This window comes from Candidatus Limnocylindria bacterium, from assembly GCA_036523395.1.
GTDB lineage: Bacteria > Chloroflexota > Limnocylindria > P2-11E > P2-11E > CF-39.
Genome location: DATDEH010000102.1, coordinates 43,713 through 66,742 on the forward strand (window position 1 = coordinate 43,713; position 23,030 = coordinate 66,742).

At 67.6% G+C, this 23,030-nt stretch carries 24 protein-coding genes; 8 read left to right on the forward strand and 16 right to left on the reverse strand.

Annotation, left to right across the window (positions count from 1 at the left end):
• The first annotated feature begins 21 nt into the window (after positions 1–21).
• Positions 22–1,140, forward strand: coding sequence for a M20/M25/M40 family metallo-hydrolase (locus VI056_12985; GenBank protein HEY6203940.1), 1,119 nt, complete (start codon positions 22–24; stop codon positions 1,138–1,140).
• 426 nt (positions 1,141–1,566) lie between these two features.
• Entirely contained in the window at positions 1,567–2,634 is a 1,068-nt protein-coding gene (locus VI056_12990; GenBank protein ID HEY6203941.1) for a hypothetical protein, read from the forward strand.
• A 10-nt stretch (positions 2,635–2,644) separates the two neighbouring features.
• On the opposite strand, the gene VI056_12995 is transcribed toward VI056_12990, so the two are convergent.
• The 6 genes from VI056_12995 to VI056_13020 form a co-directional block, all read right to left on the reverse strand.
• The gene (locus VI056_12995) at positions 2,645–3,052 is read right to left on the reverse strand and encodes a M67 family metallopeptidase (GenBank protein ID HEY6203942.1); all 408 of its coding nucleotides are present in this window, start codon (positions 3,050–3,052) and stop codon (positions 2,645–2,647) included.
• Positions 3,049–3,330: a MoaD/ThiS family protein gene (locus tag VI056_13000; GenBank protein ID HEY6203943.1), complete on the reverse strand. Its 282-nt coding sequence runs from the start codon at positions 3,328–3,330 to the stop codon at positions 3,049–3,051. Before VI056_13000 ends, VI056_12995 begins: the two co-directional genes overlap by 4 nt.
• A 4-nt stretch (positions 3,331–3,334) precedes the next feature.
• Complete coding sequence (locus VI056_13005; GenBank protein HEY6203944.1) at positions 3,335–4,243, reverse strand: pyridoxal-phosphate dependent enzyme; 909 nt, start codon at positions 4,241–4,243, stop codon at positions 3,335–3,337.
• Positions 4,244–4,272: 29 nt separating this feature from the next.
• Positions 4,273–5,553, reverse strand: a complete 1,281-nt coding sequence (locus VI056_13010; protein HEY6203945.1) for a tetratricopeptide repeat protein — start codon at positions 5,551–5,553, stop codon at positions 4,273–4,275.
• A 147-nt stretch (positions 5,554–5,700) separates the two neighbouring features.
• On the reverse strand, positions 5,701–5,832 hold the full coding sequence (locus VI056_13015) for a hypothetical protein (GenBank protein ID HEY6203946.1): 132 nt from the start codon (positions 5,830–5,832) through the stop codon (positions 5,701–5,703).
• A 123-nt stretch (positions 5,833–5,955) separates the two neighbouring features.
• Positions 5,956–6,870, reverse strand: a complete 915-nt coding sequence (locus VI056_13020; protein ID HEY6203947.1) for an EamA family transporter — start codon at positions 6,868–6,870, stop codon at positions 5,956–5,958.
• A 30-nt stretch (positions 6,871–6,900) separates the two neighbouring features.
• Here VI056_13020 and VI056_13025 point away from each other — a divergent pair, with 30 nt between their 5' ends.
• Positions 6,901–7,479, forward strand: a complete 579-nt coding sequence (locus VI056_13025; protein HEY6203948.1) for an SCO family protein — start codon at positions 6,901–6,903, stop codon at positions 7,477–7,479.
• A gap of 18 nt (positions 7,480–7,497) precedes the next feature.
• Here VI056_13025 and VI056_13030 read toward each other — a convergent pair whose 3' ends face one another.
• Complete coding sequence (locus tag VI056_13030) at positions 7,498–8,193, reverse strand: heme-copper oxidase subunit III (GenBank protein ID HEY6203949.1); 696 nt, start codon at positions 8,191–8,193, stop codon at positions 7,498–7,500.
• A gap of 3 nt (positions 8,194–8,196) precedes the next feature.
• Positions 8,197–8,436, reverse strand: a complete 240-nt coding sequence (locus VI056_13035; GenBank protein HEY6203950.1) for a hypothetical protein — start codon at positions 8,434–8,436, stop codon at positions 8,197–8,199.
• A 59-nt stretch (positions 8,437–8,495) separates the two neighbouring features.
• On the opposite strand from VI056_13035, the gene coxB reads away from it, so the two are divergent.
• Complete coding sequence (coxB, locus tag VI056_13040) at positions 8,496–9,539, forward strand: cytochrome c oxidase subunit II (protein ID HEY6203951.1); 1,044 nt, start codon at positions 8,496–8,498, stop codon at positions 9,537–9,539.
• Positions 9,540–9,541: 2 nt separating this feature from the next.
• On the opposite strand, the gene VI056_13045 is transcribed toward coxB, so the two are convergent.
• The 4 genes from VI056_13045 to ctaD are packed head-to-tail and all read right to left on the reverse strand — an operon-like array spanning position 9,542 to position 14,151.
• Positions 9,542–9,955, reverse strand: a complete 414-nt coding sequence (locus VI056_13045; protein ID HEY6203952.1) for a sulfocyanin-like copper-binding protein — start codon at positions 9,953–9,955, stop codon at positions 9,542–9,544.
• Positions 9,952–10,725 carry a cytochrome c oxidase assembly protein gene (locus VI056_13050; GenBank protein HEY6203953.1) on the reverse strand — a complete coding sequence of 258 codons (774 nt, stop codon included), beginning with the start codon at positions 10,723–10,725 and terminating at the stop codon, positions 9,952–9,954. The genes VI056_13045 and VI056_13050 overlap by 4 nt, the downstream gene beginning before the upstream one ends.
• A 26-nt stretch (positions 10,726–10,751) precedes the next feature.
• Complete coding sequence (locus tag VI056_13055) at positions 10,752–12,509, reverse strand: heme o synthase (GenBank protein ID HEY6203954.1); 1,758 nt, start codon at positions 12,507–12,509, stop codon at positions 10,752–10,754.
• 22 nt (positions 12,510–12,531) lie between these two features.
• Positions 12,532–14,151, reverse strand: coding sequence for a cytochrome c oxidase subunit I (ctaD, locus tag VI056_13060; GenBank protein HEY6203955.1), 1,620 nt, complete (start codon positions 14,149–14,151; stop codon positions 12,532–12,534).
• Between the two features lie 87 nt (positions 14,152–14,238).
• On the opposite strand from ctaD, the gene VI056_13065 reads away from it, so the two are divergent.
• Complete coding sequence (locus tag VI056_13065; protein HEY6203956.1) at positions 14,239–15,570, forward strand: alpha/beta fold hydrolase; 1,332 nt, start codon at positions 14,239–14,241, stop codon at positions 15,568–15,570.
• Positions 15,571–15,667: 97 nt separating this feature from the next.
• Here the strand turns inward: VI056_13065 and VI056_13070 are convergent, their stop codons facing one another.
• The 3 genes from VI056_13070 to VI056_13080 all read right to left on the reverse strand — a co-directional run bounded on the left by VI056_13070 (position 15,668) and on the right by VI056_13080 (position 19,380).
• Positions 15,668–17,962 carry a heavy metal translocating P-type ATPase gene (locus tag VI056_13070; GenBank protein ID HEY6203957.1) on the reverse strand — a complete coding sequence of 765 codons (2,295 nt, stop codon included), beginning with the start codon at positions 17,960–17,962 and terminating at the stop codon, positions 15,668–15,670.
• A gap of 272 nt (positions 17,963–18,234) precedes the next feature.
• Complete coding sequence (locus tag VI056_13075) at positions 18,235–18,990, reverse strand: RDD family protein (GenBank protein HEY6203958.1); 756 nt, start codon at positions 18,988–18,990, stop codon at positions 18,235–18,237.
• A gap of 9 nt (positions 18,991–18,999) precedes the next feature.
• Positions 19,000–19,380 carry a hypothetical protein gene (locus tag VI056_13080; protein ID HEY6203959.1) on the reverse strand — a complete coding sequence of 127 codons (381 nt, stop codon included), beginning with the start codon at positions 19,378–19,380 and terminating at the stop codon, positions 19,000–19,002.
• A 16-nt stretch (positions 19,381–19,396) separates the two neighbouring features.
• On the opposite strand from VI056_13080, the gene VI056_13085 reads away from it, so the two are divergent.
• From VI056_13085 to VI056_13095, 3 genes are all read left to right on the forward strand, one after another.
• Positions 19,397–20,353: a stage II sporulation protein M gene (locus tag VI056_13085; protein HEY6203960.1), complete on the forward strand. Its 957-nt coding sequence runs from the start codon at positions 19,397–19,399 to the stop codon at positions 20,351–20,353.
• Entirely contained in the window at positions 20,350–21,384 is a 1,035-nt protein-coding gene (locus VI056_13090; protein HEY6203961.1) for a DUF2804 domain-containing protein, read from the forward strand. The genes VI056_13085 and VI056_13090 overlap by 4 nt, the downstream gene beginning before the upstream one ends.
• A 147-nt stretch (positions 21,385–21,531) precedes the next feature.
• Entirely contained in the window at positions 21,532–22,065 is a 534-nt protein-coding gene (locus VI056_13095; GenBank protein ID HEY6203962.1) for a class I SAM-dependent methyltransferase, read from the forward strand.
• Between the two features lie 18 nt (positions 22,066–22,083).
• Here VI056_13095 and VI056_13100 read toward each other — a convergent pair.
• Positions 22,084–23,030, reverse strand: a 947-nt coding sequence (locus VI056_13100) for a glycosyltransferase family 2 protein (protein ID HEY6203963.1), incomplete at its 5' end; no start/stop codon positions are given.

Sequence of the window (23,030 nt, forward strand, 5' to 3'; positions counted from 1 at the left end):
CTGACGATATCCTCGCGACGCATGCCGCGCTCCTTCATGCCGGACATCGACGCGACGCTCGCCACGATCGAACGGGTCGCGTCAGCACCGACAGCGCCGTATCACGAGTTCCGCGCGCTGCGCGCGATCCGTGCCGAGCTCGAGCGGAGCGCGCTGACTGTGAATGAGGACGCGTACGGTCAGGTATCGGCGCGCTCGACCCGTAGGAACGCGAAGCGCGCCCTGGCGCTCGTCGCGCATGCCGACCACCCGGCCTTCGAGATAACTGAGGCGCGCGGCCGCGAAGGACGCGCGCGCATCCTCGGTGGCCTGTATCCAGAGTTCTTCGCAGGAACGGTCCAGGTGCTCGTGTACGACGACGCCGAGGGCCCGCCGTTCGCCGCGACGCTCGACGGCTATGTCTCGGCTCCAGACGCTCTCCACAACTCTCCCGGGCACTGCCGGATCCGCGCGGAAGGCGAGCTGCGCGCCGGCCAGTGGGCGGTCATGGATCTCGTGCCGTTCGCGGTGAACGGCGACGAGCTCCACCTGCGCGCCGCGGACGACCTGGCCCTCTGCGCGGTCGTCATCTTGGTGCTCGCGGCGCTGCGCGACGATCCTCGCCCGCATGACGTGCACGCCGTTTTCACGCGGGCCGAGGAGACCGGCCTGTTCGGCGCGCGGCTCGTCGCGGAGGACGGGCTGCTTCCGCGCGACGCGATCGTCGTGTCCCTCGAGGCGAGCCGCGCGCTGGCGCACGCCGCGCCGGGTCGTGGTGTCGTCGTCCGTGCCGGCGACGTCTACAACACGTTCGACAACGACGCGGAGCGCTTCCTGCGCGTCGCGCGCGAGGAGCTCACGGCCGCCGGAGTCGCGACCCAGCGCGCGCTGCTCACCGGGGGCACCTGCGAGTCATCGGCGTTCGTGAGACTGGGCTGGAGCTCGACCGCCATCGCGGTGCCGAATGTGAACTACCACAACCAGGGCGAGCATTCGAACGCGTTCACGCCGGAGATCGTCCGCCTGTCGGACCTCCGGAGCGCCGTCGCGTTGTTGGTCGAGGCCGCGGCCGCGGCCGGCATCGACGCGGATGAGTCGTGGTGGCCCGATGTGAGGATCGTTCCGCGCCAGATCCGCGATCTTCTGCGCGTCCGCCGCTGACGCCGCTACCGAATTTCACACGCGGTCTGCCCACGAGACTGGCCTCTTGACGCACTCCCCATGAGTGGGTGTAGAACAATGGTGTTCCGCGGAACGGAGCAGACAAGACCCAGCACCAACGTCGCTGGAGGTGTCATGGTCCGGCTGCACAAACTGTTCGGAGTCCTTCAGGTCGATCGATGACGCCCCCGGCGGAAGGGGGCCACACCGAACGAGCGTTGCCGAGCGGTTTTTGATTCGGAACAAGAGGACCACGCTTCTGTGTGGTCTCCCGCATCTAGCCCGGAAGTGAGGGCGGTAGCTCGGTAGCGCGAAGGGCACGCAACGCGAACAGAAGACGGCCCCCGGACGCGGGGGTCGTCTTTTTTGTGAACCGCGCTGCACTCGGCGGACGCACTGCGCCGCCTCCCCGTAGGCTCGGGGCGGATGGAGAGCACGGGGGAGCTCGCTTGGTTCCGCTCCGAGATCCTGCGCTCTCTGCTCCATCCGTTCGATTTCGCGCGATCACTCGCGCGGGAGCACTACGGTCTGGCCGGGGTGCTCGTGGCGATCCTCGCGGGGTTCGCCCTTTCGATCGCCATCGACGCGATGATCCTGACCTCGAAGAGCTTCTCACCCTTCGCGTTCGTGCCGCAGGTGCTCGTCGACTCGGTCTTCCTCGGGATCCGGCTCGCGGTCACCGTCGCGATCGTGGCGACGGTCGGGTACTACGCCGCGCGGCTGCTCCGGAGGCGGGACCTGACGCTCGACCAGGCGTACACCGCCTTCAGCTTCGCGCTCGCGCCGCTGCTGCTCGCCCCGATCGCCGCGGTGCTCGTGGTGCTCGCGCCGGATCTGCTTCCCGTCGCAGGGGCCATCACCGTCCTCGCGATCGTCCGCGCCGTCGTGGGTCTCGGGATCAACCTCCGCGCCCTGCTGCCGCCGGCGTTCGCCGTGGTCCCGTTCGTGGTCATGCTCTTGACGAGCGCGCTCGTCATGGGAGACCAGATCTCGCGCATCCGATTCGCGGGGTACGCGATCGCGCCGCAGCTCGTCGACGACCTCAAAGCGACGCCTATGACGGGCACCACGTTCGAAGCGACCGACTTCACGATCGTCCTTCCGGCCGGCTGGAGGAACGTGACGACCGGCGCTCAGGGCGAGGCTGCACGCTACGAATCCGACGTCGCCGAGCTGCGCGTGGCCCGCGCCGGTGGCGTCCCGCTCGCGACGGCCGACTCATACGCGGACTCGGCCTCCATCTCGGAGCGCCAGGGCCTCGAGAACGGTTTTCGCGAGCGGACCGTCGTGCGGGTCAACGGCGTCATCGCCGTCGATGACCAGTACGGCGGCACATACCAGGGACGCCGTGTCGTCTACCGGCAATTCACCGCCGTGCCCCGCACACAGGGGCTGGCGCTGATCTTCCACTTCGTCGAGCCGGCCAACGAGCGGGCCTCGCTCGCCGAGGCCGCGTCCATCGCGGCGACATGGCGCATACGCGAGTCGCGTTAACGCGAAGCCCTTAGGGGATCAGCGTCACCGTGCGAATGAACTCGTCCGCACCGATCCGGAATCCCGCGACTTCGGGCGTCGACGTACGAACTGACACCAGGACGTAGACCGCGTCCGGGTAGTGCGCTTCGGCGCGATCGGTCGGCGAGGGATACGGCTGGCTCACGGGATGGCTGTGATAGATCCCCAGCAGCTCCTCGCCCGCGGCATCGATCGAACGGAACGCCCTCAGCTGCTCGAGCGGGTCGATGACATAGCGCGTCGTCGGGGTCGGATGCACGTTCGTGCAGCGGATCACGCGTGTCACCGCGCCCGCGCGCCCCGCGAGGAGTCCGCAGACCTCACGCGGCGCTTCCGCGCGGGCGTGCGCGGTGATCTCGTCCTGCAGCGCCTGCCGGAAGCGAAGCGATTCGGCTATCGGGCGCCGCCGGCCATCGCGGGGATGACCATGACCTCGCTGCCGTCGGGGACGGCCGCGCCCGTGCCGCCTTTGCTGCGCGCGTCGTCGTCGCCGATGTACACGTTCACGTACGTGCGGATCGCGCCGGTGTCGTCGAGCACGCGCGATCGGAAGCCAGGGTGGCGACGATCGATGTCGGAGATGACATCGGCAAGCGTGCCAGCACGCGCTTCCAGCTTGGTCTGTCCACCGGTCGTGTCGCGGAGGGCGCCCGGTAGACGCACGGTCACGCTCAAGGTGTCACTCCCACAGGGGCGTACTCAGGTAGCGCTCTCCCCCATCTGCGATCAACACGACGATACGGCCGGGTTGTTCCCGCGCTATCCCGACTGCTGCGGCAACGGCGGCACCGCCGGATGCGCCGCTGAAGATGCCCTCCTCGCGCGCGAGGCGCCTTGTCATGGCGATAGCCTCGTCGGTCCCCATCACGCCGTGCTCGTCCGCGGCATGTTCGTCCCAGATCGCCGGACGCAGTGCGGTCGGCATGTGCTTCCAGCCTTCGATCCCATGGAGCGCGCTGTCCGGCTGCACCGCCACGATGCGAACCCCCCGCGGCCGCAGCGACGCGGAGACGCCGACGATCGTGCCGGATGTGCCGACCCCGGCGACGAAGTGCGTGACGCGGCCATCCGTCTGCGACCAGATCTCTGGTCCGGTCGTGAGCTCGTGCGAGCGCGGGTTGGCCGGATTCGCGTACTGGTCCACGTACACGTGGCCGCTCGTCGTGGCCAGGCGCCGGGCCTCACGGATCGCGCCGTCCGTCCCCTCGAGCGGATCGGTGAGGACCAGCTCCGCGCCGAACGCGCGTATGACCCGTTTTCGCTCGAGCGACACCTTGTCCGGCATGACCAGACGCGCTCGATGCCCGCGGACCGCGCAGACCATCGCCAGCGCGATCCCGGTGTTGCCGCTGGTCGCATCGAGGATGACCGCACCCTCGCGGAGGCCCTCTTCCTCGGCGGCGATGACCATCCACAGTCCGGCTCGGTCCTTCACGCTGCCACCGGGATTGGCCGACTCGATCTTCGCCCAGAGCTCGCCACGGAGACCTGCGCCGATCCGGCGGAGCGGGACGAGCGGTGTATCGCCGATGCGCTCGAGGATCGTGCCACGCACACGCTCGCGCACGAGAGCGGCGGTGAGGGTCATGTGAGGAAGGCTAGAGGCAGACGCTGGCGCTATGTGCGAACGGTCTCCAGCGCGCGACGCGCAAGTCGCAGCGCCTCTTCGCTGTCGCCGGTCGATTCAGCGGCATGCGACCAACGATCGAAGATCACGCGCAGCAGATGCGGCGCGCGCTCTTCCGCCAGAAGTCGCGCTTCCTGGAATGATTTGCGCGCTGCGGCCGCGTTCGCGTTCATACGCAGCTCGCCGAGAAGGACAAGGAGCCGGACCTGCGCGTCCGGTTGGTCGACGCGCTTCGCGAACTTGAGCGCCTCCTGCGCCATGTCGAGCGCCTGCTTCGGGTCGGTCTTTGCTGTGACCTCGGCCTCTGAGGCTTTGATCGACGCCGTCGTGCCGTCGCGCTGCGTCTCGACCGCGAGTACCGCGGCGCGAGTAAGGCACTCGCGGGCTCGCTCACGGTTTCCATACTCGGCGTAGAGCAACGCCGCGTTGTCGAGTGTGCAGGCGACTTGATCGAAGAGCTCGAGCTCTTCGAAGATCTGGAGGCTCTTCTGGTTGTACACGATCGCCGCTTCGAGGTCGCCTTCGTTCTGGTATGTCTTCGCCATCCCTGAGTAGAGAGCGCCGAGCGACGGGCGATCGCGGAACTCCTCGGCCAGAACGATCGCGCGCTCGTATGCCGCGAGGGCTTGCTTGGGCTGCCGCAGATTCGTCAGGACCAGCGCGAGGTCGACTAGGCGACGGAAATGGAATGCCGGGTCGTTGAGTACGCCGCTGTCGCACGCCGCGACGATGTCTCGAAGAAGTCGCAGCGCCTCCTCGTACGCATACGTCCGCGAATACGCGCTGGCGAGCACCGCGCTGACGCGAACCTGCTCTTCTGCGTCATCAAGGAGCTCGGCCATCCGCTGCGCGCGTTCGATCAACGGAAACGCCTGCTTTGGCTGTCCGGTGGCGTTGTACGCGACCGCGAGGTAGCGGAGGCGCAGCAATTGGTCAGGGGCGGTGAGACCCTCTTCGAGCGCCTCCAGTATCGGTATCGCGTCACGCTCTTTGTGTTGCTCGATGTAGCGACGTGCCTCGTAGAGCTCGAACTGGGGGGTCGCCGGCGCCGCAATGCCTCCCAGCAGATCGGACGGTTTGACACCCAGAACGCCGGCGATGTGCTCGAGCGCCTTCATGGAGGCACGCGTCCGGCCGGACTCCAGCATCGAGATGTAGGCCTTGGTGTAGTTGGGCTCGGCGACTTGCGCCTGCGTCAGTCCCCTGGCCGTTCGCAGCGAACGAATGCGCGCGCCGACGTCGGCGACCATCGGGGAGCGGATGGCTGGCATCGCGAGCGCACTTTACGGCGCGACAAGCGTCTGGTCAATTTGGTCTTTACTCACGAATCTCGGACCGAGACCGGGGCGTTGCCGGTCGGGGTCCACGGGCCCAGGTGCCCCAGCGGGGTCTCGGTCGGCCCTTGAAGCCATAAGCGACTACGGGTGCCAGCAGTCTCCGCCGCCTGCATTGGGGTCACACGCGAGGGCGGTCGACGCGAGCGGCCCGCTCATCGAGATCGCGAAGGCGCTGAGTATCGCGAGGATCTGCACGAAACGACGTAGCGACATCAGTGGGTCCTCCCGACCCCACCGGCGAATTTGTCGCTGGGCCCGTCACCGGGACTATCGCTGCGTTGGCAGCGGAAGTAAAGGAGGGTTTGTCCGAAATCGAATCGTCCTTCAGCGCGCGACTTAGTCGGCCGGAGACGCGACCACCGTCGGCTCGGCTCGAGTGCCGCCGCCTGCGACGGCATTCAACGCCACAGAAACGACGACCAAGGCCGCCCCGGCGACCATCCGCCAGGTGATGTTCTCGCCGAGCGCTAAAGCGCCGATCAGGAGCGCCTGCGCCGGGATGACGACCTGGGCCAGGGTCATCGTCGTGGGGCGTAGCCGGCGGGTGAGCCACATCTGCAGCACCAGCCCGACGCATGAGCCGAAGACCACGAGGTAGCCGAACGCGAGCGCGGCGCCCACGTTCCAGTTGGCGACCGTGCCGGCCTGCGCAGCAGCGAACGGCAACAGGAAGAGCGATCCGGCGCACGTCCCGATCGCGACGAGCGGCAGCGGCGAGCCCTGTCGCAGCTCACGAGCCTGCAGGATCGTACCGACCGCCCAGGTGATCGGCATCAACGCGAGCAGCACGCTGGCAACGAGAGCCTCTGGTCGCCCGTTCGTATCCGGCGCGCCAACGAGCACCGCGATGCCGATGAGCCCGAGGATGAGACCGACGACCTTCATCGCGGAGAGCCGGTCGCCACGCACGAGGAAGTGCGCGAGGATCGCCGTCCAGATCGGGGATGACGCGCCGAAGACCGAGACGAGTCCGCTGGGCACGTACTGCTCCGACCAGAAGATGATCGCCCAGCTCGATCCGGTGTTGAAGATGCCGACGACGATCGACGAGACGATGACGCGGCGCTCACGTGGGAACGGATGCCCCATCGCGAGCGATAGCCCGACGAGGACGATCGACACAGCGACGGCGCGCTCGAACGCGAAGACGAATGGCGGGACAGCTTCGACCCCGACCTTGATCGCGGCCCAGGTCGAGCCCCAGAGCGCGATGAGCACGACATAGCCGAGGCTGACGGCGAATGGGGGCATGGCGTCGATGATGGGCCATATGCTCGAACGGTGATCCGCGCGATCGTGCTCGCGCTCACTTGCGCGCTTGTGATGTCGGCGTGCGGCGAGGATCACCTCTTTGGCACCGAGCTCGAGAAGAACACGGCACCAGATTTCACGCTGACCGACGGCGTCAGCGGCAAGGGCCTCACGCTGTCGTCACTGCGGAGGAATACGGTCGCGCTCGCGTTCCTCTATACACGCTGCCCCGACGTGTGTCCGCTCACTGCGGGTCAGTTCCGCGCGGCGCAGCGGTCGCTCGGCGACGACATGTCGAAGGTCGAGTTCGTCGCCGTCTCGGTCGACGCCGAGGGCGACACGCCGGCCGCGGTCCGCGAGTTCTCGACCCTGCACGACCTCAGCGAGCGGTGGCACTACCTCATCGGAACGCGGGCGCAGCTCGAGGCCGTCTGGGCTCTGTATGGCATCGGCTCGTTCGCGTCATCCGGTGCGCGCGCGGTGGACCACAACGACGCGATCTATCTCATCGACCGGCGCGGACGGGAGCGGGCGATCCTGCACTCGAGCGATCCGACGAACTGGCTTCTCGATGACTTGCGTGCGCTGATCAGGGAGGGGTCGGACTAGCCAATGGCGGCTTCGCCGTCAGCCAATGATGTAGATGATCGTGAAGAGGCCGATCCAGACGACGTCCACGAAGTGCCAGTAGATCGACGCCGCCTCGACCGCGAGGTGCCGCCGCGCTGAGAACTGGCCCTTGAGCGAACGGATGAAGACGTAGATGTTCATGAGGATGCCGCCGGTGACGTGCGCACCGTGGAAGCCGGTGAGCGTGAAGAACACCGCGGTGAAGATGCTGTTGTCGGGAAGGAAACCGAGCTTCGTGTACTCGTAGAGCTGACCGGAGATGAACCAGATCCCGAGGACGATCGTCGGCGCGAGCCAGCGGATGAGGCCAGTGCGATCGCCGCGCTTGATCGCGTTCACCGCGAACTGCATGGTCACGCTGGATGCGAGCAGGGCCACCGTGTTGATCGCGACGACCGGCACCTGGACGCCGAAGATGTCGGTGGCCGAGTTCCAATGCGGCTTCTCGCATTCGGCCGCGCAGCGCTGGAAGATGGGCTCCCATTCCGGCACGCGAGCGCGCAGGAAGAAATACGTCGTGAAAAGGGCCCCGAAGAACATCCCTTCCGACGATATGAAGATGATGCAGCCCCACATCGCGTGCGAGAAGCGCCCGGGCTGTGATTCGAGGCCTGTGTCATTGAGCGGAAGGCGGTCGCGCGGGCGCTCGCGGCGACCGCGGACGATGGGACGCTCCTCAGTGCGTGAGCTCATCCTTTAGTGGCCGCCGTGACCGGCCGAATCGCCGGCCGCGACATACGCACGAGCGTCATCGATGAGCCACGTGACGATCCCGATCAGCAGGATCGCGACGCCGACGGCGATGAGGACGACGCCGAACAGGATCCCGAACGCCATGATCGTGACTCCGAGACCGATGATCGGCGGTGAGAGGCTCGGTGGCGGGAGATGTGGCTCTGGCTCGGCCGTCGTCGTCGTTTCGTGGTGTCCGGACACGGGCGACAGTCTAGGAGGCCGATTGGCGCGTGTCGAAACGACGCCCTAATCTTTGCGCGATGTTCTCGGTGCGCATGCGCGTGGCCCTCGGCGTCATCACCGCTCTCGTCATCGCTCTCGTCTCATCGACCTACGCGCTCGCCGATGGCCCATGGCCGAACGACCCGCAGGGTCCGCAAGCGAAGTCGATCGCCGAGCTCTACTGGATCATGTTCGTCGCCGCCGTGGTCGTGCTCGCGATCGTGGACGGCGGGCTCATCTACGCGGGGATCAAGTTCCGCGAGCGGCCTGGGCACGTCGCGAAGCAGTTCCACGGACAGAACTTCCTCGAGCTGACCTGGACCGTCATCCCGACGCTCATGGTCGTCAGCTTCTCGGTGCTCTCATGGCAGAAGCTCGACTTCATCAACAACACGCGTAGCAGCGACGTGGGGATGGTGGTCCAGGCCCAGGGCAGCCAGTGGACCTGGACCTTCAGCTATCCCCACGAGGACCGCTTCAAACTCCTGGACAACACCTACCTAAAGACCGGCGAGGAGCTGCACATCCCGGTCGGCATGAAGGTGCGGATCGAGCTGTCGGCGAAGGACGTCATCCATTCGTTCTGGGTCCCCTCGATCGGCGGGAAGAAGGACGCCGTCCCTGGTCGCGCCACCGACCTTTGGATCCAGGCCGACAAGCCGGGTACGTTCAAGGGCCAGTGCTTCGAGTTCTGCGGCGATGGACACGCCGACATGCTCATCACGCTGGTGGCCCATCCGCCCAGCGAGTACGCGGCCTGGGCAACGCAGGCCGTGAAGGACGCCAACGTCTTCCTCGATCCCGCGTCGAAGGTCGGGCGCGAGCTCTTCTTCTCGCTCGCCTGCGTGGGATGCCACACGATCGACAAGACCACCGCCCAAGGGAAGATCGGGCCGAACCTGACGCATGTCATGAGCAAGAAGAGCATCGCCGGCGGTGCACTTTCGCCGGTGAATGAAGAGAACCTGACGAAGTGGGTCTCGAATCCGCCTGCGGTCAAGCCCGGAACGCTCATGCCGAACCTTGGTCTCTCACAGCAGCAGGTCCACGACATCGTCCTGTTCCTGCAGACGCTGAAATAGCTTTACTGGACCATTAGCGCCGCCCGCATCCCCAGCTGATAGTGGCCTGGGACGTTGCAGATCACCACGTACTTCCCGGCCGCGAGGTCCGCGCTCACGACGGACACCTTGCCGACCGGCAGGCTCTTCACCTGCTTGATCAGACCGTCTTCCTTCGCCTTCGCATCCGCGGTCGTCGCTAGCTTGTCGAACGGCAGATCGGTCCTGATGAGCTCGAAGGAGTGCTCCATCCCGCCCTCGTTCTTGATCCCGAACTTCACCGTGCCGGCCTTTACCGTCGGGACGCTGAGGATCACCTTGTAGTCCTGCATGTGGACCGCGACGTCGACGTCGGTCGGGATGGTCTCCGCCGCCGCAGAGCACGCCGCGACGGTCACGGCGACGCCGAAGAGCAGCGCGAGGGAGAGGCGGATCACGAATGCAGCGTACCGCGCTCGCGGCGACGCTGCGTTTCCTCCTCGTGCGCGAGCCAGCGGAAGAACGCGAGCGAGACGCCGAGCAGGAACACCGCGTCACCGACCACCCACATGAGCGCACCGCCGATCCGCTGATCGGTCAGGGCGTCGATGCCATATCGGACGGTGCGTTCGGCGTAGTGCGGATACAACGGCCGGGTCGAGAACGACAGGATGCCGCCGAGCAGCGTGTTCTGGGCGGCGCCGGCGAGCAGCAGATAGATGATCCGCGCCGCGTACGGCAGCGTTCCGCGGAAGGGCATGGGGTCGATGACCACGCTCCAGAAGAGCATCGCAGCGCCGAAGAAGTGCGCGTGCTCGAGGACGTGGATCCGCGCGTCCTCCACCGCGCCGTCGTACAGCGCCGGCCAGTGCCACAGGTAGACGCCACCGACGAAGAGCACGACCGCGACGAGCGGATGGCGGAGGAAATGGACGATGCCGCGAACGGAGCCGCTCCGCGCGAGCGGCCGCACGACGCGGGCGCGGATGCCATCAGGCAGGCCAAGCAGCAGCGGACGCACTGGCTCGCCGATGAAGAGGAGCGGCGGCGCGATCGTCGTGAGGAGAACGTGCTGGAGCATGTGGACGCTGAACAGGTCGGCGGCGATGACCTCGAGCGCCGGCGCCAGCGCGAGCAGCAGCGTCAGGGTGCCGAGAAAGAAGACTCCCGTGCGCCACACCGACCACCGCCGGCGCTTCATCCGGCGCACGCCGCGCGCATACGCCACCGCCGCTAGGACGGCGGCGACGACGGCTAGAGCCGTAGTGAGCTGTCCACCATGATCACGACGAATAGCAGCGCGAGATACAGGAGTGAGTACACGTACAGGCCGCGCGCGACGGCGCGGCGCCGTGCCGCGGCCACGCGCAGCAGTCGCACGGCCCAGCCGACGAACACAAGACCGAGACCGACCGCGACGACGAGATAGAGCGGTCCCAGGCCACCACCCAGGAACAGGAGGAGCGACAGCGGCACGAGCGAGAGCGCGTACGTCAAGATGCCCCACGTCGTGGCCTCTTCGCCGCGCACGACCGGCAGCATCGGGATGCCGGCGCGCTTGTAGTCATCGCTGATGAGCAGCGCGAGCGCCCAGAAGTGGGCGGGGGTCCAGAAGAAGATGATCGCGAACAGGAGCCACGCCTCGAGGTCGAGCGAGCCCGTGACCGCCGCCCATCCCACGAGCGGCGGGATCGCGCCGGCAGCGCCACCGATGACGATGTTCTGCACCGTCGAGCGTTTGAGCCACAGCGTGTAGACGAGGATGTAGAAGAGCGTGCCACAGGTGGCGAGCGCTGCGGCGAGGACATTCGCGAACAGCGCGAGCACGGCGAACGCGATGACGTTGAGAACGATCCCAAGGCCGACGGCCAACTCGTCCGGGACACGATGCGACGGCAAAGGCCTGCGGCGGGTGCGGCGCATCAGCTCATCGATGTCGCGGTCGAAGTAATGATTCAGCGCGGACGCGCCACCGCTCGCGGCCGCACCGCCCACGATCGTCGCCGCGATCAGCGAGAACGGAGGCACGCCGCGCGCCGCGAGGAACATCGCGCCGATCGCCGTGAGCAGCAGCAGCGACATGATCGCGGGCTTCGTGAGCGCGACCATGTCCGACACGAGCTCGCGCGACGGCATCGTGGGACGCCAGGCGATCACGGTCAGCGCGACGGTGAGACACCACACCAGCGACGCCAGTGCGGGGTGGGCACCAAGAGCCCACGGGGAAAAACCGCTGAGCGGATTCGCCGCGCCGACGGCGACCTGTGCGACGAACGCGACCGCGGTCATGACCGCGAATGATCCGAGCCCCGGCGCTTCGCGCCGGTGACGCCACGCCTGCCAGCACGCCGCGAGCAGCACCACACCGACGACCCCCGCGACCCAGCGGTGCGCCATGTGGATCGCGGGTGCGCCGAAGGCCGGGAACGCGCCGTCGTCGCACAGGGGCCACGTCGTGCACGCGGTGCTCGCGTCGGCGCCGCGCACGTACGCGCCGGTGAGCATCAGGACGAACGTGCCGACCGCCGCTGCGAGCAGGACCGCCGTCCACGGCGCGCCTCGAGTGCGCGTCGCAAGCTCCGGCCAGCGGACCTCGACGGCGAGGACAGTGAGGACCGCGAGCAGGATCTCGGCGTTCGCGAGATGCGCTGTCACCCACGTGTTCGGGAGCTCGAGGAGGACGACGATCCCGCCGAGGACCGCTTGCAGGACGTAGAGAACGCCCGCCGCGATCACGAGCGCGAACACGCGTGAACGCCGGCGGAACCTCGCGACCGTGATGAGGCCGAGCGCCGCGAGGCTCAGGCCACCGGCGATCGCGATGAAGCGATGGAACCATTCGATGCGCGTGGCCGTGTCGAGGCCTGGCAGGAACTGTCCATGGCACAGCGGCCAATCCGGGCAGCCGAGTCCGGACCCGCTGACGCGCACGACGCCGCCCCAGACGACGACGAGGAACGACAGGGCGAGCGTCACATACACGAGGGCGCGGTAGCGCGGGCCGAAGCTCATGCGGACTCTCTCGACGTGCTCCCTAGTGGGGCACGTCTTCCTTCAACGGACGTGCGCTATGCACGACCGGAATGCGCGCGAAGTTGTACACAGGCGGCGGCGAGCTCGTTGCCCATTCGAGGGTGTCGCCCTCCCACGGGTCGTCGTCCGCGATCTTGCCGCCCTTCATCACGATGCTGCTCACGAAGTTGAAGATGAAGACCAGGATCGACAGCGCGATGAGGTAGACGCCGATCGTCGCGACGAGGTTCAGGAAACCCCACTCGGGGGACTGGACGTAGTGATACGTGCGGCGGGGCATGCCCTCGATGCCGAGCTGGTGCATGGGGTAGAACGCGAGGTTGAAGCCGAGGAAGAAGATCAGGAACTGGATCGTCCCGAGGCGCTCGCTCATCATCCGCCCGGTGATCTTCGGGATCCAGTAGAACGCGGCGGCGAAGAACGAGAAGAGCGCGCCGCCGACGAGCACGTAGTGGATGTGCGCGACGACGTAGTAGGTGTCCGACAGCTGGATGTCGACCGGCACAGATCCGAGGAAGACGCCCGAGATGCCGCCGATAGTGAACACGGCGAGGAAGCCGAGCGCGAAAAGCATCGGTGTCTTGAAACGCAGCGACCCGCCCCAGATCGTGCCGAGCCACGAGAACACCTTCACGCCGGTCGGCACCGCGATGAGCATCGTCGACGACATGAAGAAGATCTGCAGCGCCGGGTCGATGCCGGCGACGAACATGTGATGGACGAACACGCCGAACGACAGGAAGCCGATCGCAACCGACGCGTACGCGATCATCTTGTAGCCGAAGATCGGCTTCCGCGAGAACACCGGGAGGACCTCGCTGATCACTCCGAAGCCGGGGAGGATCATGATGTAGACCTCCGGGTGCCCGAAGAACCAGAACAGGTACTGCCACAGGAGCGGATCGGCGCCCTCACCAACGCCGAAGAAGTTCGTCCCCGCGATGCGATCGAAGAGCAGCAGCACGCCCGCGACGGTGAGGAACGGCATCGCCAGCACCAGGAGGAAGCTCGTCACGAGGACGCTCCACGCGAAGAGCGTGATGCGATGGAACGTCATGCCCGGCGCGCGGAGCGAGAAGATCGTCACGATCATGTTGAGCGCGCCGAAGATCGACGAGAACCCGAGGACGGTGAGGCCGATGATCCACAGGTCCTGGCCGAAGCCCGGCGAGAACGGCTTCGTCGACAGTGGAACGTACGACGTCCAGCCCGATGCGGGCGGACCGACGATGAAGCTCGAGTAGAGGATCACACCGCCGGAGAGCAGGAGCCAGTAGGACAGCGCGTTGAGGCGCGGGAACGCCATGTCGCGCGCGCCGAGCTGCAAGGGGATGATGAAGTTCGCGAAACCCGTCCAGACCGGCACGACGAACAGGAAGACCATGGTCGTCCCGTGCATCGTGAACGCGGCGTTGTACTGCTGCGCAGTGAGCACGGTGCCGTCGGGGGTCGCGAGCTGCGTGCGCATCGCGAGCGCGAGCAGACCCCCTGACAGGAAGAAGAAGAACGTCGTGAAGAGGTAGAGCACCCCGATCTTCTTGTGGTCGACGGTGGTGATCCACTCGAGGATGCCCGTGTAACGGGGTCGCGCGACCGGAAAGGTCTGTTCTGCGGTGGCCATGCGGGTCCATTCCATCGCCCTGCGGTGGGAGTGTCAAATACGCGAACAGATGTGCCGTCGGGCGTCCGAGCCCCCTAGACTTCCGCCGTGCCGCCACCCGTCCAATATGCGAAGAGCGGCGAGCTCTTCATCGCTTATCAGGTCACTGGCGACGGCCCGGTCGACCTGATCTGGGCGCCTGGCGCGACGTCGCACCTCGAGCTCGCGTGGGAGAACCCCTACATCGGGCGATTCATCGAGCGGCTATCGAGCTTCTGCCGGCTCATCCGCTTTGACAAGCGCGGCACGGGACTATCAGACCGTCCGGCGACGGCGGCCACGCTCGAGCAGCGCACCGATGACATCCGCGCGATCCTTGACAGCGCCGGCAGCGAGAGCGCGCATCTCTTCGGCGTGTCAGAAGGCGGCTCGATGGCGATGCTCTTCGCGGCCACCCATCCGCGCCGCACCCGCTCGATGACCCTGTGGGGCGCGCTGCCGCGGTGGACGCGGGCGCCGGACTATCCATGGGGACCGACGCCCGAAGAGAGGGAGAGGGCGATCGAGGAGTCGCAGGCGAGGGGACCGCAGCCCTTCGTGCTCGATGATCCGTTGAAGCGGTGGTTCGGGAAGGTCCACGAAGATCCCGCCTTCGTGGCCGCGTTCGCGAGGAGCCGCGAGTCGAGCGCCTCGCCCGCGATGCGCATTGCGCTGAGCCGCATGAACGCCCGGATCGACGTGCGCGCGGTCCTCCCGGCGATCCAGGCGCCGACTCTGGTCATGAACCGCACGGACGATCCGGACGCGTGGGTCGATGCTGCTCGATACGCCGCGACGCTCATACCGGGCGCGCGTTTCCGCGAGTTCCCCGGCTACGGTCACCTCTTCTGGGACATCTGGGAAGACGTCGCCGCCGAGCTCGAGCGCTTCATAACCGGTGCCCAGGTCGCAACGGCGAGCGACCGCGTCCTCGCGACCATCCTGTTCATCGACATCGTCGGTTCGACCGAGCGCGTCGCCGCGGTCGGTGACGCCGTGTGGCGAAACTTGCTCGAGCGCTACTACGCGCTCGCGCGCCGGGAGCTCGTCGCGTTCGCGGGCGTCGAAGTGGACACGGCCGGCGACGGTCTGCTAGCGCGCTTCGACGGACCGGCCCGCGCCATCCGGTGCGCGCGCGCTATCCAGCGCGCCGCCGGCGAGCTGGGCCTCGAGCTACGGGCGGGCGTTCACACCGGTGAGGTCGAGCTCGCCGGAACCGCGATCCGCGGCATCGCGGTCCACACCGCATCACGTATCGCGTCGCTCGCCGGACCGGGCGAGGTCTATACGTCGAGCACGGTGCGCGACCTCGTCGCCGGCTCGGGCATCAACTTCACGGATCGCGGCGTACACACACTCAAGGGGATCCCGGAGCCTCGGCAGGTGCTCACGGTCGCGTAGATGCGCGCGTCAGCGCGTGCGGATGAGCAGCTGGCGCACAGCGGCGTTGGCCTGGCCGCGCGCGGCCCCTGTCACAGATGGCGAAGCCGCGTGAGCGTCACTTGTCGATGGATACGGTACGCAGGCGCAGCGAGTTCGACACGACGGTCACGAAGGAGACCGCCACCGCCGCGGCGGCCAGCACAGGCGAGAGCGACCAGCCGGTGAACGGGTACAGCGCGCCGGCCGCGAGCGGGATGAGCGCGACGTTGTAGAAGAAGGCCCAGAACAGGTTCTGGCGGATCGTCGAAACCGTGCGCCGCGCGAGGCGGAGCGAGCGCGGCACGCCGCGCGGATCGCCGCTCACGAGGACGATCTCCGTGGTCGCGATCGCGACATCCGTGCCGCACCCGATCGCGATACCGAGATCAGCACGCGCCAGCGCGGGCGCGTCGCTGACGCCGTCGCCGACCATCGCGACGCGGTGCCCCTGCTCCTGAAGATCCGCGACGATCTTCGCCCGCTGCTCCGGCCATACCTCGGCGCGAACGTCATCGATGCCAAGCTTCTTCGCGATCGCTTCCGCCGTGCGCGGCGTGTCGCCGGAGATGAGCAGCGTGCGCGCGCCGAGCGCCTGGATCTCTTTGATCGCGTCGGCCGCCCCAGCCCTCGGAACGTCCGCGGCGGCGAGGACCGCGCCGGGCTGTCCGTCGATCGTCGCGACGAGGGTCGTCCTCCCTTCGGCCTGGTGGTGCGCGAGCATCCCGTCCCCGAGACCCGCGAACCCGTGCGCGCGAGCGAGCGCGGCGTTGCCGACCCAGATGTCATGTCCGTCCACCACGGCATGGACGCCGCTGCCCGCGATCGCCTCGAAGGTCTCGGGCTCGCGTAGCTCGAGTCCTTTTGCGCGCGCGTGCTCGACGAGGGCGGCGGCGAGCGGATGCTCCGACTGGACCTCCGCGCTCGCGATGAGCCGCAGCGTTTCCTCCTCGCCGATGTCCGCGCAGGTCACCCAGTCCACGACCTCGGGCCGCCCGACGGTGAGCGTGCCGGTCTTGTCAAAGGCGACGACGTCGATCTTCTCCGCCATCCCGAGAGCCTGCGCGCTCTTGATGAGGATGCCGCGCGTCACGCCACGGCCGGTGCCCACCATGATCGCGGTCGGCGTCGCGAGCCCGAGCGCGCAGGGACAGGCGATGATGAGGACCGCGATGAACGCGGTGACCGCATAGGCGAAGTGCGGCTCGGGACCGTAGACCCACCACGCGAACGCCGCGGCGGTCGCCACCCCGAGCACGACCGGGACGAACACCAACGCGACGCGGTCGACGAGACGCTGGATCGGCGCCTCCGAACCCTGCGCCTCCTCCACCAGCCGCACGATCTGCGCGAGGGCCGTGTCGGCGCCGACACGCGTCGCGCGGAAGCGCAGCGTGCCCCTCGTGTTCATCGTCCCGCCAGCCACATCGTCACCCGCGCCCTTCTCCACCGGCATCGACTCGCCCGTGAGCATCGCTTCGTCGACAGCAGAGTCGCCGGCGATGACGAGGCCATCGGTCGCGATCGTTTCGCCGGGCCGAACGATGACGACGTCGCCGACCTGGAGCTCATCGATCGGCACGTCCTCTTCAAGTCCGCCCGGACGTCGCACGCGGGCCGGCTTCGCGCCGAGCGCGAGCGGGCCACGGATCGCATCCGAGGCGTGAGCGCGAGCGCGCGCTTCCAGGTAGCGACCGGCGAGTACGAGAGTGACGATCGCGGACGCGGTCCCGTAATAGAGGTATTGATCCGGCTCGAGCGCCGCGCCCAGGAAGATCTGCGGTAGGAACGTCGCGACGACCGAGATCCCGTACGCGGCGGTCGTCCCGACGACGATGAGCGTGTTCATGTTCACTTGCCGATGCCGGGCCGCGCCCCACGCGTTCGCATAGAAGGGCGCGGCTGCCCAGAGCTGCACCGGCGTCGCGAGCGCGAACATCAGGTACGCGCGCCACGGCTCGGGCTGGATCCCGCCGATCACGAGATCGGCCATCCAGACGATCATCACGAGCGAGCCAAGGACGGCCGCGATGATGAGACGGCGTCGTAGCGATACGACCTGCGCGCGCCGCGCCCCGCGCTCGCGGTCTTCGACGACGGCGCGGTCCTTCCGATCACCGCTGAGTGCGAGCGCGCCGTAACCCGCGCGCTGGACCGCGCGCACCAGCGCGGGAAGATCCGCACGCGTCGGGTCGAGCTGCACGCTCGCGTGCTCGGTCGCGAGATGGACGTCAGCGCTCTTCACACCGCTCACGCCGCGCAGCGCCGACTCGACGTTGGCGACGCACGACGCGCAGGTCATCCCGGTGATCGCCAGGTCGCGGCGGTCGAGGGTCGCCACCCCCTCCCCAGGGGGATGGGTAGTGGTTGTCACCTTACAAGTTTAAGGAGGTGCTGACCCCGTGGGGCCATCTAGAGCAACGCGCCGCAGCGCGGACACCGTCCGGCCCGCTCGGACGCGCCGGCGCCGCAGGAGCGGCACAGGAGCATCCCTGTGGCGTCCGTGGGTCGTGCGGCGGCTTTCCTGCTCGAAGGCGGCGTCGAAGCGCCCGCGTGCCCTGAAGTCCTCGCGGCTGCGGCCAGCGCCGGCCAGGGTCCCAAGGACGGCGACGCCGACCACCAGCAGCCCGAACCAGATGACGTCCGTCAGCGGTCTCCGGCGCTCGCCCGGAGCGACCGTGCGATGGCGCGGATCAGCTCCACGTCGTTCAGCCCGGTGTCCACATCCCGCGCGTACGGGCGCAGGCGATCCGCGAGCTGTTTTGCGACGCGCGCGCGGTGGTCAGGGGCGAGCTTCGCTTCGCGCGCAACGAACTCGCGCACCAGGCGCTGCGCCTCACCAGGGAGCCCACGGACCTCGACCTGCGCGCCGGCGCCGAGCGGCGTCACCGTCCGAAGCGAGAAGTAGTCGAGCCGCGGTCGCGGCGCGCGCACCACGAACGTGCCCGCGGCGAGATCACCGAGACGCTGCGAGCGCGGCGACACCACGATCGCCAGCAGCCCGAAGCCATAGAAACCTGGAAGGAAATCGACGACGCGGATGAGGTTGCGGACCAGCACGGCGATGAAGCCCGCGGGCGCGCCGTCGTCGGCGATGACGCGAAGCCCGAACATGCGCTTCCCGATCGTCTGTCCGTTGCCGAGCCACTCGAGAAGGATGAAGTAGCTCCACGCGATCGCGAACGTGAGGAGCAGCGCGATCCCGAAGTACGGCCCCGCCGACTGGAAGCCGACGGCGCCAGCGAACAGGCTGAACATGAAGAACGCGCCGATGAAGATGAGCGTGGCGAGGACGAAGTCGACCAGGGCGGCGAACCCGCGGTTCCCACCACCGGCCAGGTCATAGCGGAGGACGACGTGATCGGCGGTCTCGACTTCGAGCCGCCCGAGCGAGACGGCCATCGGGGCATGTTACGTTCGCGGCCTGGGCGCGAACGCCGCCGCGGTCGCGTAACACACGACCGCGACGAGACCGAGCGCGGTGAACATACCCAGCTCACGGGGGCGGGGTTCGCAACGATCGCGACGAGGCGCGGGAAGATCGTGCCGAGCGGGATGCCGACCGCGAGCGCGGCGAGCGCCGCGATCGCGACGCGGATCTCGAGCGGCGCGGCGAGCGTCGCCCGCGAAGCCGAGGAGCGCGCCGCTCACGACGAGGAACGTCAGGTGGTAGTGGAGCATCGCGCTGAAGAGGCGCGTCTGGACGAACTGGAAGAGCAGTGCGGCGAACGACAGAAGAAAGATCGCGACGAATAGCGAGACCGGAGTGCCACGGAGAGGACGCGGAGCCACATGGTACGTTCGCCCCGTGACGATCGACCGCTTCATCGAAGACCGCCGCGCACGGTGGGCGCGGCTCGGGCAGCTCGTCAGCGCGGCCCGCGGGCGCGTCGCTCGCCTCAGTGCCGACGACGTCGTCGAGCTCGGGCGCCTTTATCGCGTCACCACCAGCGACCTCGCGATCGCGCGCCGCGACTTCGGGCGCGACGTCGCCACCGAGCGGCTCAACGTCCTTGTCGCGGCGGCGCACGCGCTCGTTTACAGCGAGGCACCGACGAGTGGCCGGCGGCTCCGGCGTTTCGTCCTCCAGGAGCTGCCCGCGACGGTCCGGGCGAATCTCCCGTGGACCGGCGCGGCGTTCGCGATCTTCATGGTCTTCGCGGTCGTCCTGTACATCGTCGGATTGCTCCTGCCGGACGTCGCGGCGAACGCGCTGTCCGAAGAGACGCGACAACAGCTCGCGCAGCGGCAGCTCTGGACCGACATCCCCGAGGGCTTCCGGCCGATCGCAGGCCCGCTGATCATCGTCAACAACGTTCGCGTCGCGATCGTGCTCTTCGCCGGTGGACTCACGGCGGGCGCACTGACGATCTACGGCCTCGCGCAGAACGGCGCGATGCTCGGCACGATCTTCGCCGTCGTGCAGGGCTACGGTCTTGCCGGGGGTCTGCTCGCTTTCATCGCGGGTCACGGCGTGCTCGAGCTGTCGGCGATCTTTCTTTCCGGCGGCGCGGGACTCCGTCTCGCATGGGCGATCCTGCGACCCGGCGAGCGGTCGCGCCGTGACGCGCTGCGGCTCGGAAGCGCGCAGGCGTCGCGCGTGATGCTGCTCGTCATCCCCGTGCTCGGCGTCGCCGGTCTCATCGAGGGTTTCCTTTCACCGAGCGGCGCGAGCGAAGCGGTGAAGGCTGGCGTGGGTGTCGTGACCGGAGCGATGTTGTGGGGGTACATCGTCCTGACGGGCAGGAGCAGAGTGTCGGCGTGATCAGCCCAGTCGCCACCCCGCTCAAGTCGCCACCGCCTTCCGTCATCGACGAGCGTGGGACACCGAGGTTCGGCACATACCGGGGGCCGCTCGGACTCATTGACCTCAGCGGATTGCGGGATGAGTGGCGCCGGGGCGCGCTGTATCGGTACACGCATCGGAAGAAATGGCTCTGGTTCATGATCTCGACTCCGCAGATCGCCGTGGCCTCCGCCATCGTTGACGCGTCGTACGCGGCGAACGGCTTCCTGATCGTGGCCGACATCGAGACGCGGACGTTGCTCTGCGATCGGGGAGCGCTCGGTGTCCCCTGGATCTCGGTACGCGTGGCAGACCGGCCCAACGAGGGCGCCGATGCGCGCTTCACGTGGCCGGGACTGAACATCAGAGCATCGCGGCCACGGGGATCGGAGATCTACGTGATCCGAGCGCGCGTCGGTCAGCTCTCGATCGACGCCGAGCTGGACGCCGGAGCGGCTCCGACGCCAATTTCGTTGGTAGCTCCGGTGGCCGGCGGGACGGTCAATGTCACGCAGAAGTCGGCGCTCATGCCGGCGCGAGGAACCGTTCGCGTCGGCGACCGGACGTATCCGCTCGACGGCGGTTTCGGAGGATTGGACTACACGAACGGTCTTCTCGCGAGACACACCAGGTGGCGCTGGGCATTCGCCTCGGGACGGGACTCGGGTGGCGGCGTGGCCTTCAACTTCGTCAGCGGCATCAACGACACCGAGGCTGCGTCCGAGAACGTGATCTGGGTCGACGGCGCGGCGGTCCCGGTGGCTCGGGTCAAGTTCGAGTTCGACCCTGTGGCGAGGAGCGCACCATGGCGCATCTCCAGCGACGACGGATCCGTCGATCTCGTGTTCGAGCCGATCGGCGAGCACCGCGAGGATCGGGACCTTGGCCTCGTGCGCAGCCATTTCGTCCAGGTGGTGGGGACGTTCAGCGGCACGATCAACGCACTTGGACGACCCCGGCGGGTGAACATGCTGGCGGGCGTGACCGAGGACCAGGACGTGACGTGGTAGCGGTATGACCAACAGAGTTCTCCTCAGGGCGGTGCGAGTCTCCGCCGCGGAACTGCGAGCCGCGACCGCGGCCCTCGCGCCCGCGGATCGCGCCGAGATGGCAGTGCCGTCGTACGCGCATCCGAATCCGCTGATCCGCTGGCTGTTCTGGCAGCGCCTCGACACCGCCATTCGGTTCGCCGATCTACAGCGGGTGCGGCGGTCCTCGACTTCGGCACCGGCTCGGGGATCCTGCTGCCGACCCTCGCCGCGGTGGCGAAGCGGATCGTCGCGACGGACATCGAGCTCGCGCCCAGCCGAGCGACGGCGGCTGCGCGCGCGATCGACGTCGAGTTCGTCAGCGTGCCGGACTTCCCGAAGTGGACCGCCGCGAATCAGGCGACCCTCGATTGCATCTTCGCGCTGGATGTGCTCGAGCACGTCGAGACCGACGAGCTCGAAGACCTCAGCGGCGAGTTCCGTTCACTGCTGCGCCCCGGCGGCCGGCTCATCGTGAGCGGACCGACCGAGACGGTGCTCTACAAGCTCGGCCGCGCGCTCGCCGGCTTCAAGAACGAGTACCACCACCGCAACATCTTCGACATCGATCGCGTGCTGGTCACGGAGTGGCGCATCGCGGCGCGCACGTACCTCCCACGGTTCCCGCTACCGCGCGCGTTCGTCCTGACTCACTACGAGTGATGCGTTGACGGCCGCGACTTAGCGGCGCGTTCGCGGACTGTTCTGGATATCGAGCACCAGGGCCTGCAGCAGCAGCTGAAATCCGAGGATGAGTGGTACCACCGCAACGATGACAGTGCCCGTCGGCGTGGCGATGCCCTGCTGCAGATGGCTCCACCACTGGTACGCGCCGAAGAGGACGCCCCAAACGAGAAGCGGTAGTCCGGTGAGCAGGAACAACGCGATCGGAGAGAAGTCGCGCAGCATGTATTTCGCCCAGACGCGATAGAACGTGCGTCGGAGCAGCAGGAACGCGAACGGGAACAGCACTCGCCGGACGCGAAGGTACGAGCGTTCGTCGCCGTACCGCGCGGGGATCGGAACGTCCGTCACCGGGACGTCAAGGATGTTGAGGCAGACCAGCATGTCGTTCTCGAAGAAATAGCCGTCGCTGATGCGGTCCGGATCGAGCCGGTCCCACACAGCGCGCCGGATCACGAGGTAGCCGTTCTGGGGGTCGACGACGTACCAGTAGCCGGACGCGAGCTTGGTGAGGAAGGTGAGGACGAAGTTCCCGAGGAAGCGCAGGCGCGGCATCCTGGAGAGCGCTTTCTGATCGAACAGCCGGTTCCCCTTCGCGTAGCCGGAGCGCGGATCGTCGACGAGCGCGTCGAGGAGCTTCGCGAGATCGGCAAGATCCATCTGACCGTCCCCGTCGACCTTGACCAGCAGGTCCGCGCCGGCCTCGGCCCCGCGCGTGAGACCAGTGCGCATCGCAGCTCCCACGCCGCGATTACGGTCGTGACGGAGCACCTCGAGCCTCTTGTCTTTCACGGCCTCGAGCGACTTCAGCGTGTCATCGCGGCTGCCGTCCTCGACGGCGACCACCTGATCGACGTAGTCCGGCATCGCGGAAAGCACGCCCGCGATATGCGGCGCGACGTTGTAGCACGGGATCACGACGCAGACGCGCTGTCCTCGGTACA

Excerpts from the sequence above, each read along its gene's own strand:
- VI056_13030 (HEY6203949.1), bottom strand. The coding sequence starts at position 8,193 with ATGAGCTCACGCACTGAGGAGCGTCCCATCGTCCGCGGTCGCCGCGAG.
- VI056_13015 (HEY6203946.1), bottom strand. The coding sequence starts at position 5,832 with ATGTCGCTACGTCGTTTCGTGCAGATCCTCGCGATACTCAGCGCCTTC.
- VI056_13010 (HEY6203945.1), bottom strand. The coding sequence starts at position 5,553 with ATGCCAGCCATCCGCTCCCCGATGGTCGCCGACGTCGGCGCGCGCATT.
- ctaD (HEY6203955.1), bottom strand. The coding sequence starts at position 14,151 with ATGGCCACCGCAGAACAGACCTTTCCGGTCGCGCGACCCCGTTACACG.
- VI056_13075 (HEY6203958.1), bottom strand. The coding sequence starts at position 18,990 with ATGGCCGTCTCGCTCGGGCGGCTCGAAGTCGAGACCGCCGATCACGTC.
- VI056_13055 (HEY6203954.1), bottom strand. The coding sequence starts at position 12,509 with ATGAGCTTCGGCCCGCGCTACCGCGCCCTCGTGTATGTGACGCTCGCC.
- VI056_12985 (HEY6203940.1), top strand. The coding sequence starts at position 22 with ATGCCGCGCTCCTTCATGCCGGACATCGACGCGACGCTCGCCACGATC.
- VI056_13020 (HEY6203947.1), bottom strand. The coding sequence starts at position 6,870 with ATGCCCCCATTCGCCGTCAGCCTCGGCTATGTCGTGCTCATCGCGCTC.
- VI056_13005 (HEY6203944.1), bottom strand. The coding sequence starts at position 4,243 with ATGACCCTCACCGCCGCTCTCGTGCGCGAGCGTGTGCGTGGCACGATC.
- coxB (HEY6203951.1), top strand. The coding sequence starts at position 8,496 with ATGTTCTCGGTGCGCATGCGCGTGGCCCTCGGCGTCATCACCGCTCTC.
- VI056_12990 (HEY6203941.1), top strand. The coding sequence starts at position 1,567 with ATGGAGAGCACGGGGGAGCTCGCTTGGTTCCGCTCCGAGATCCTGCGC.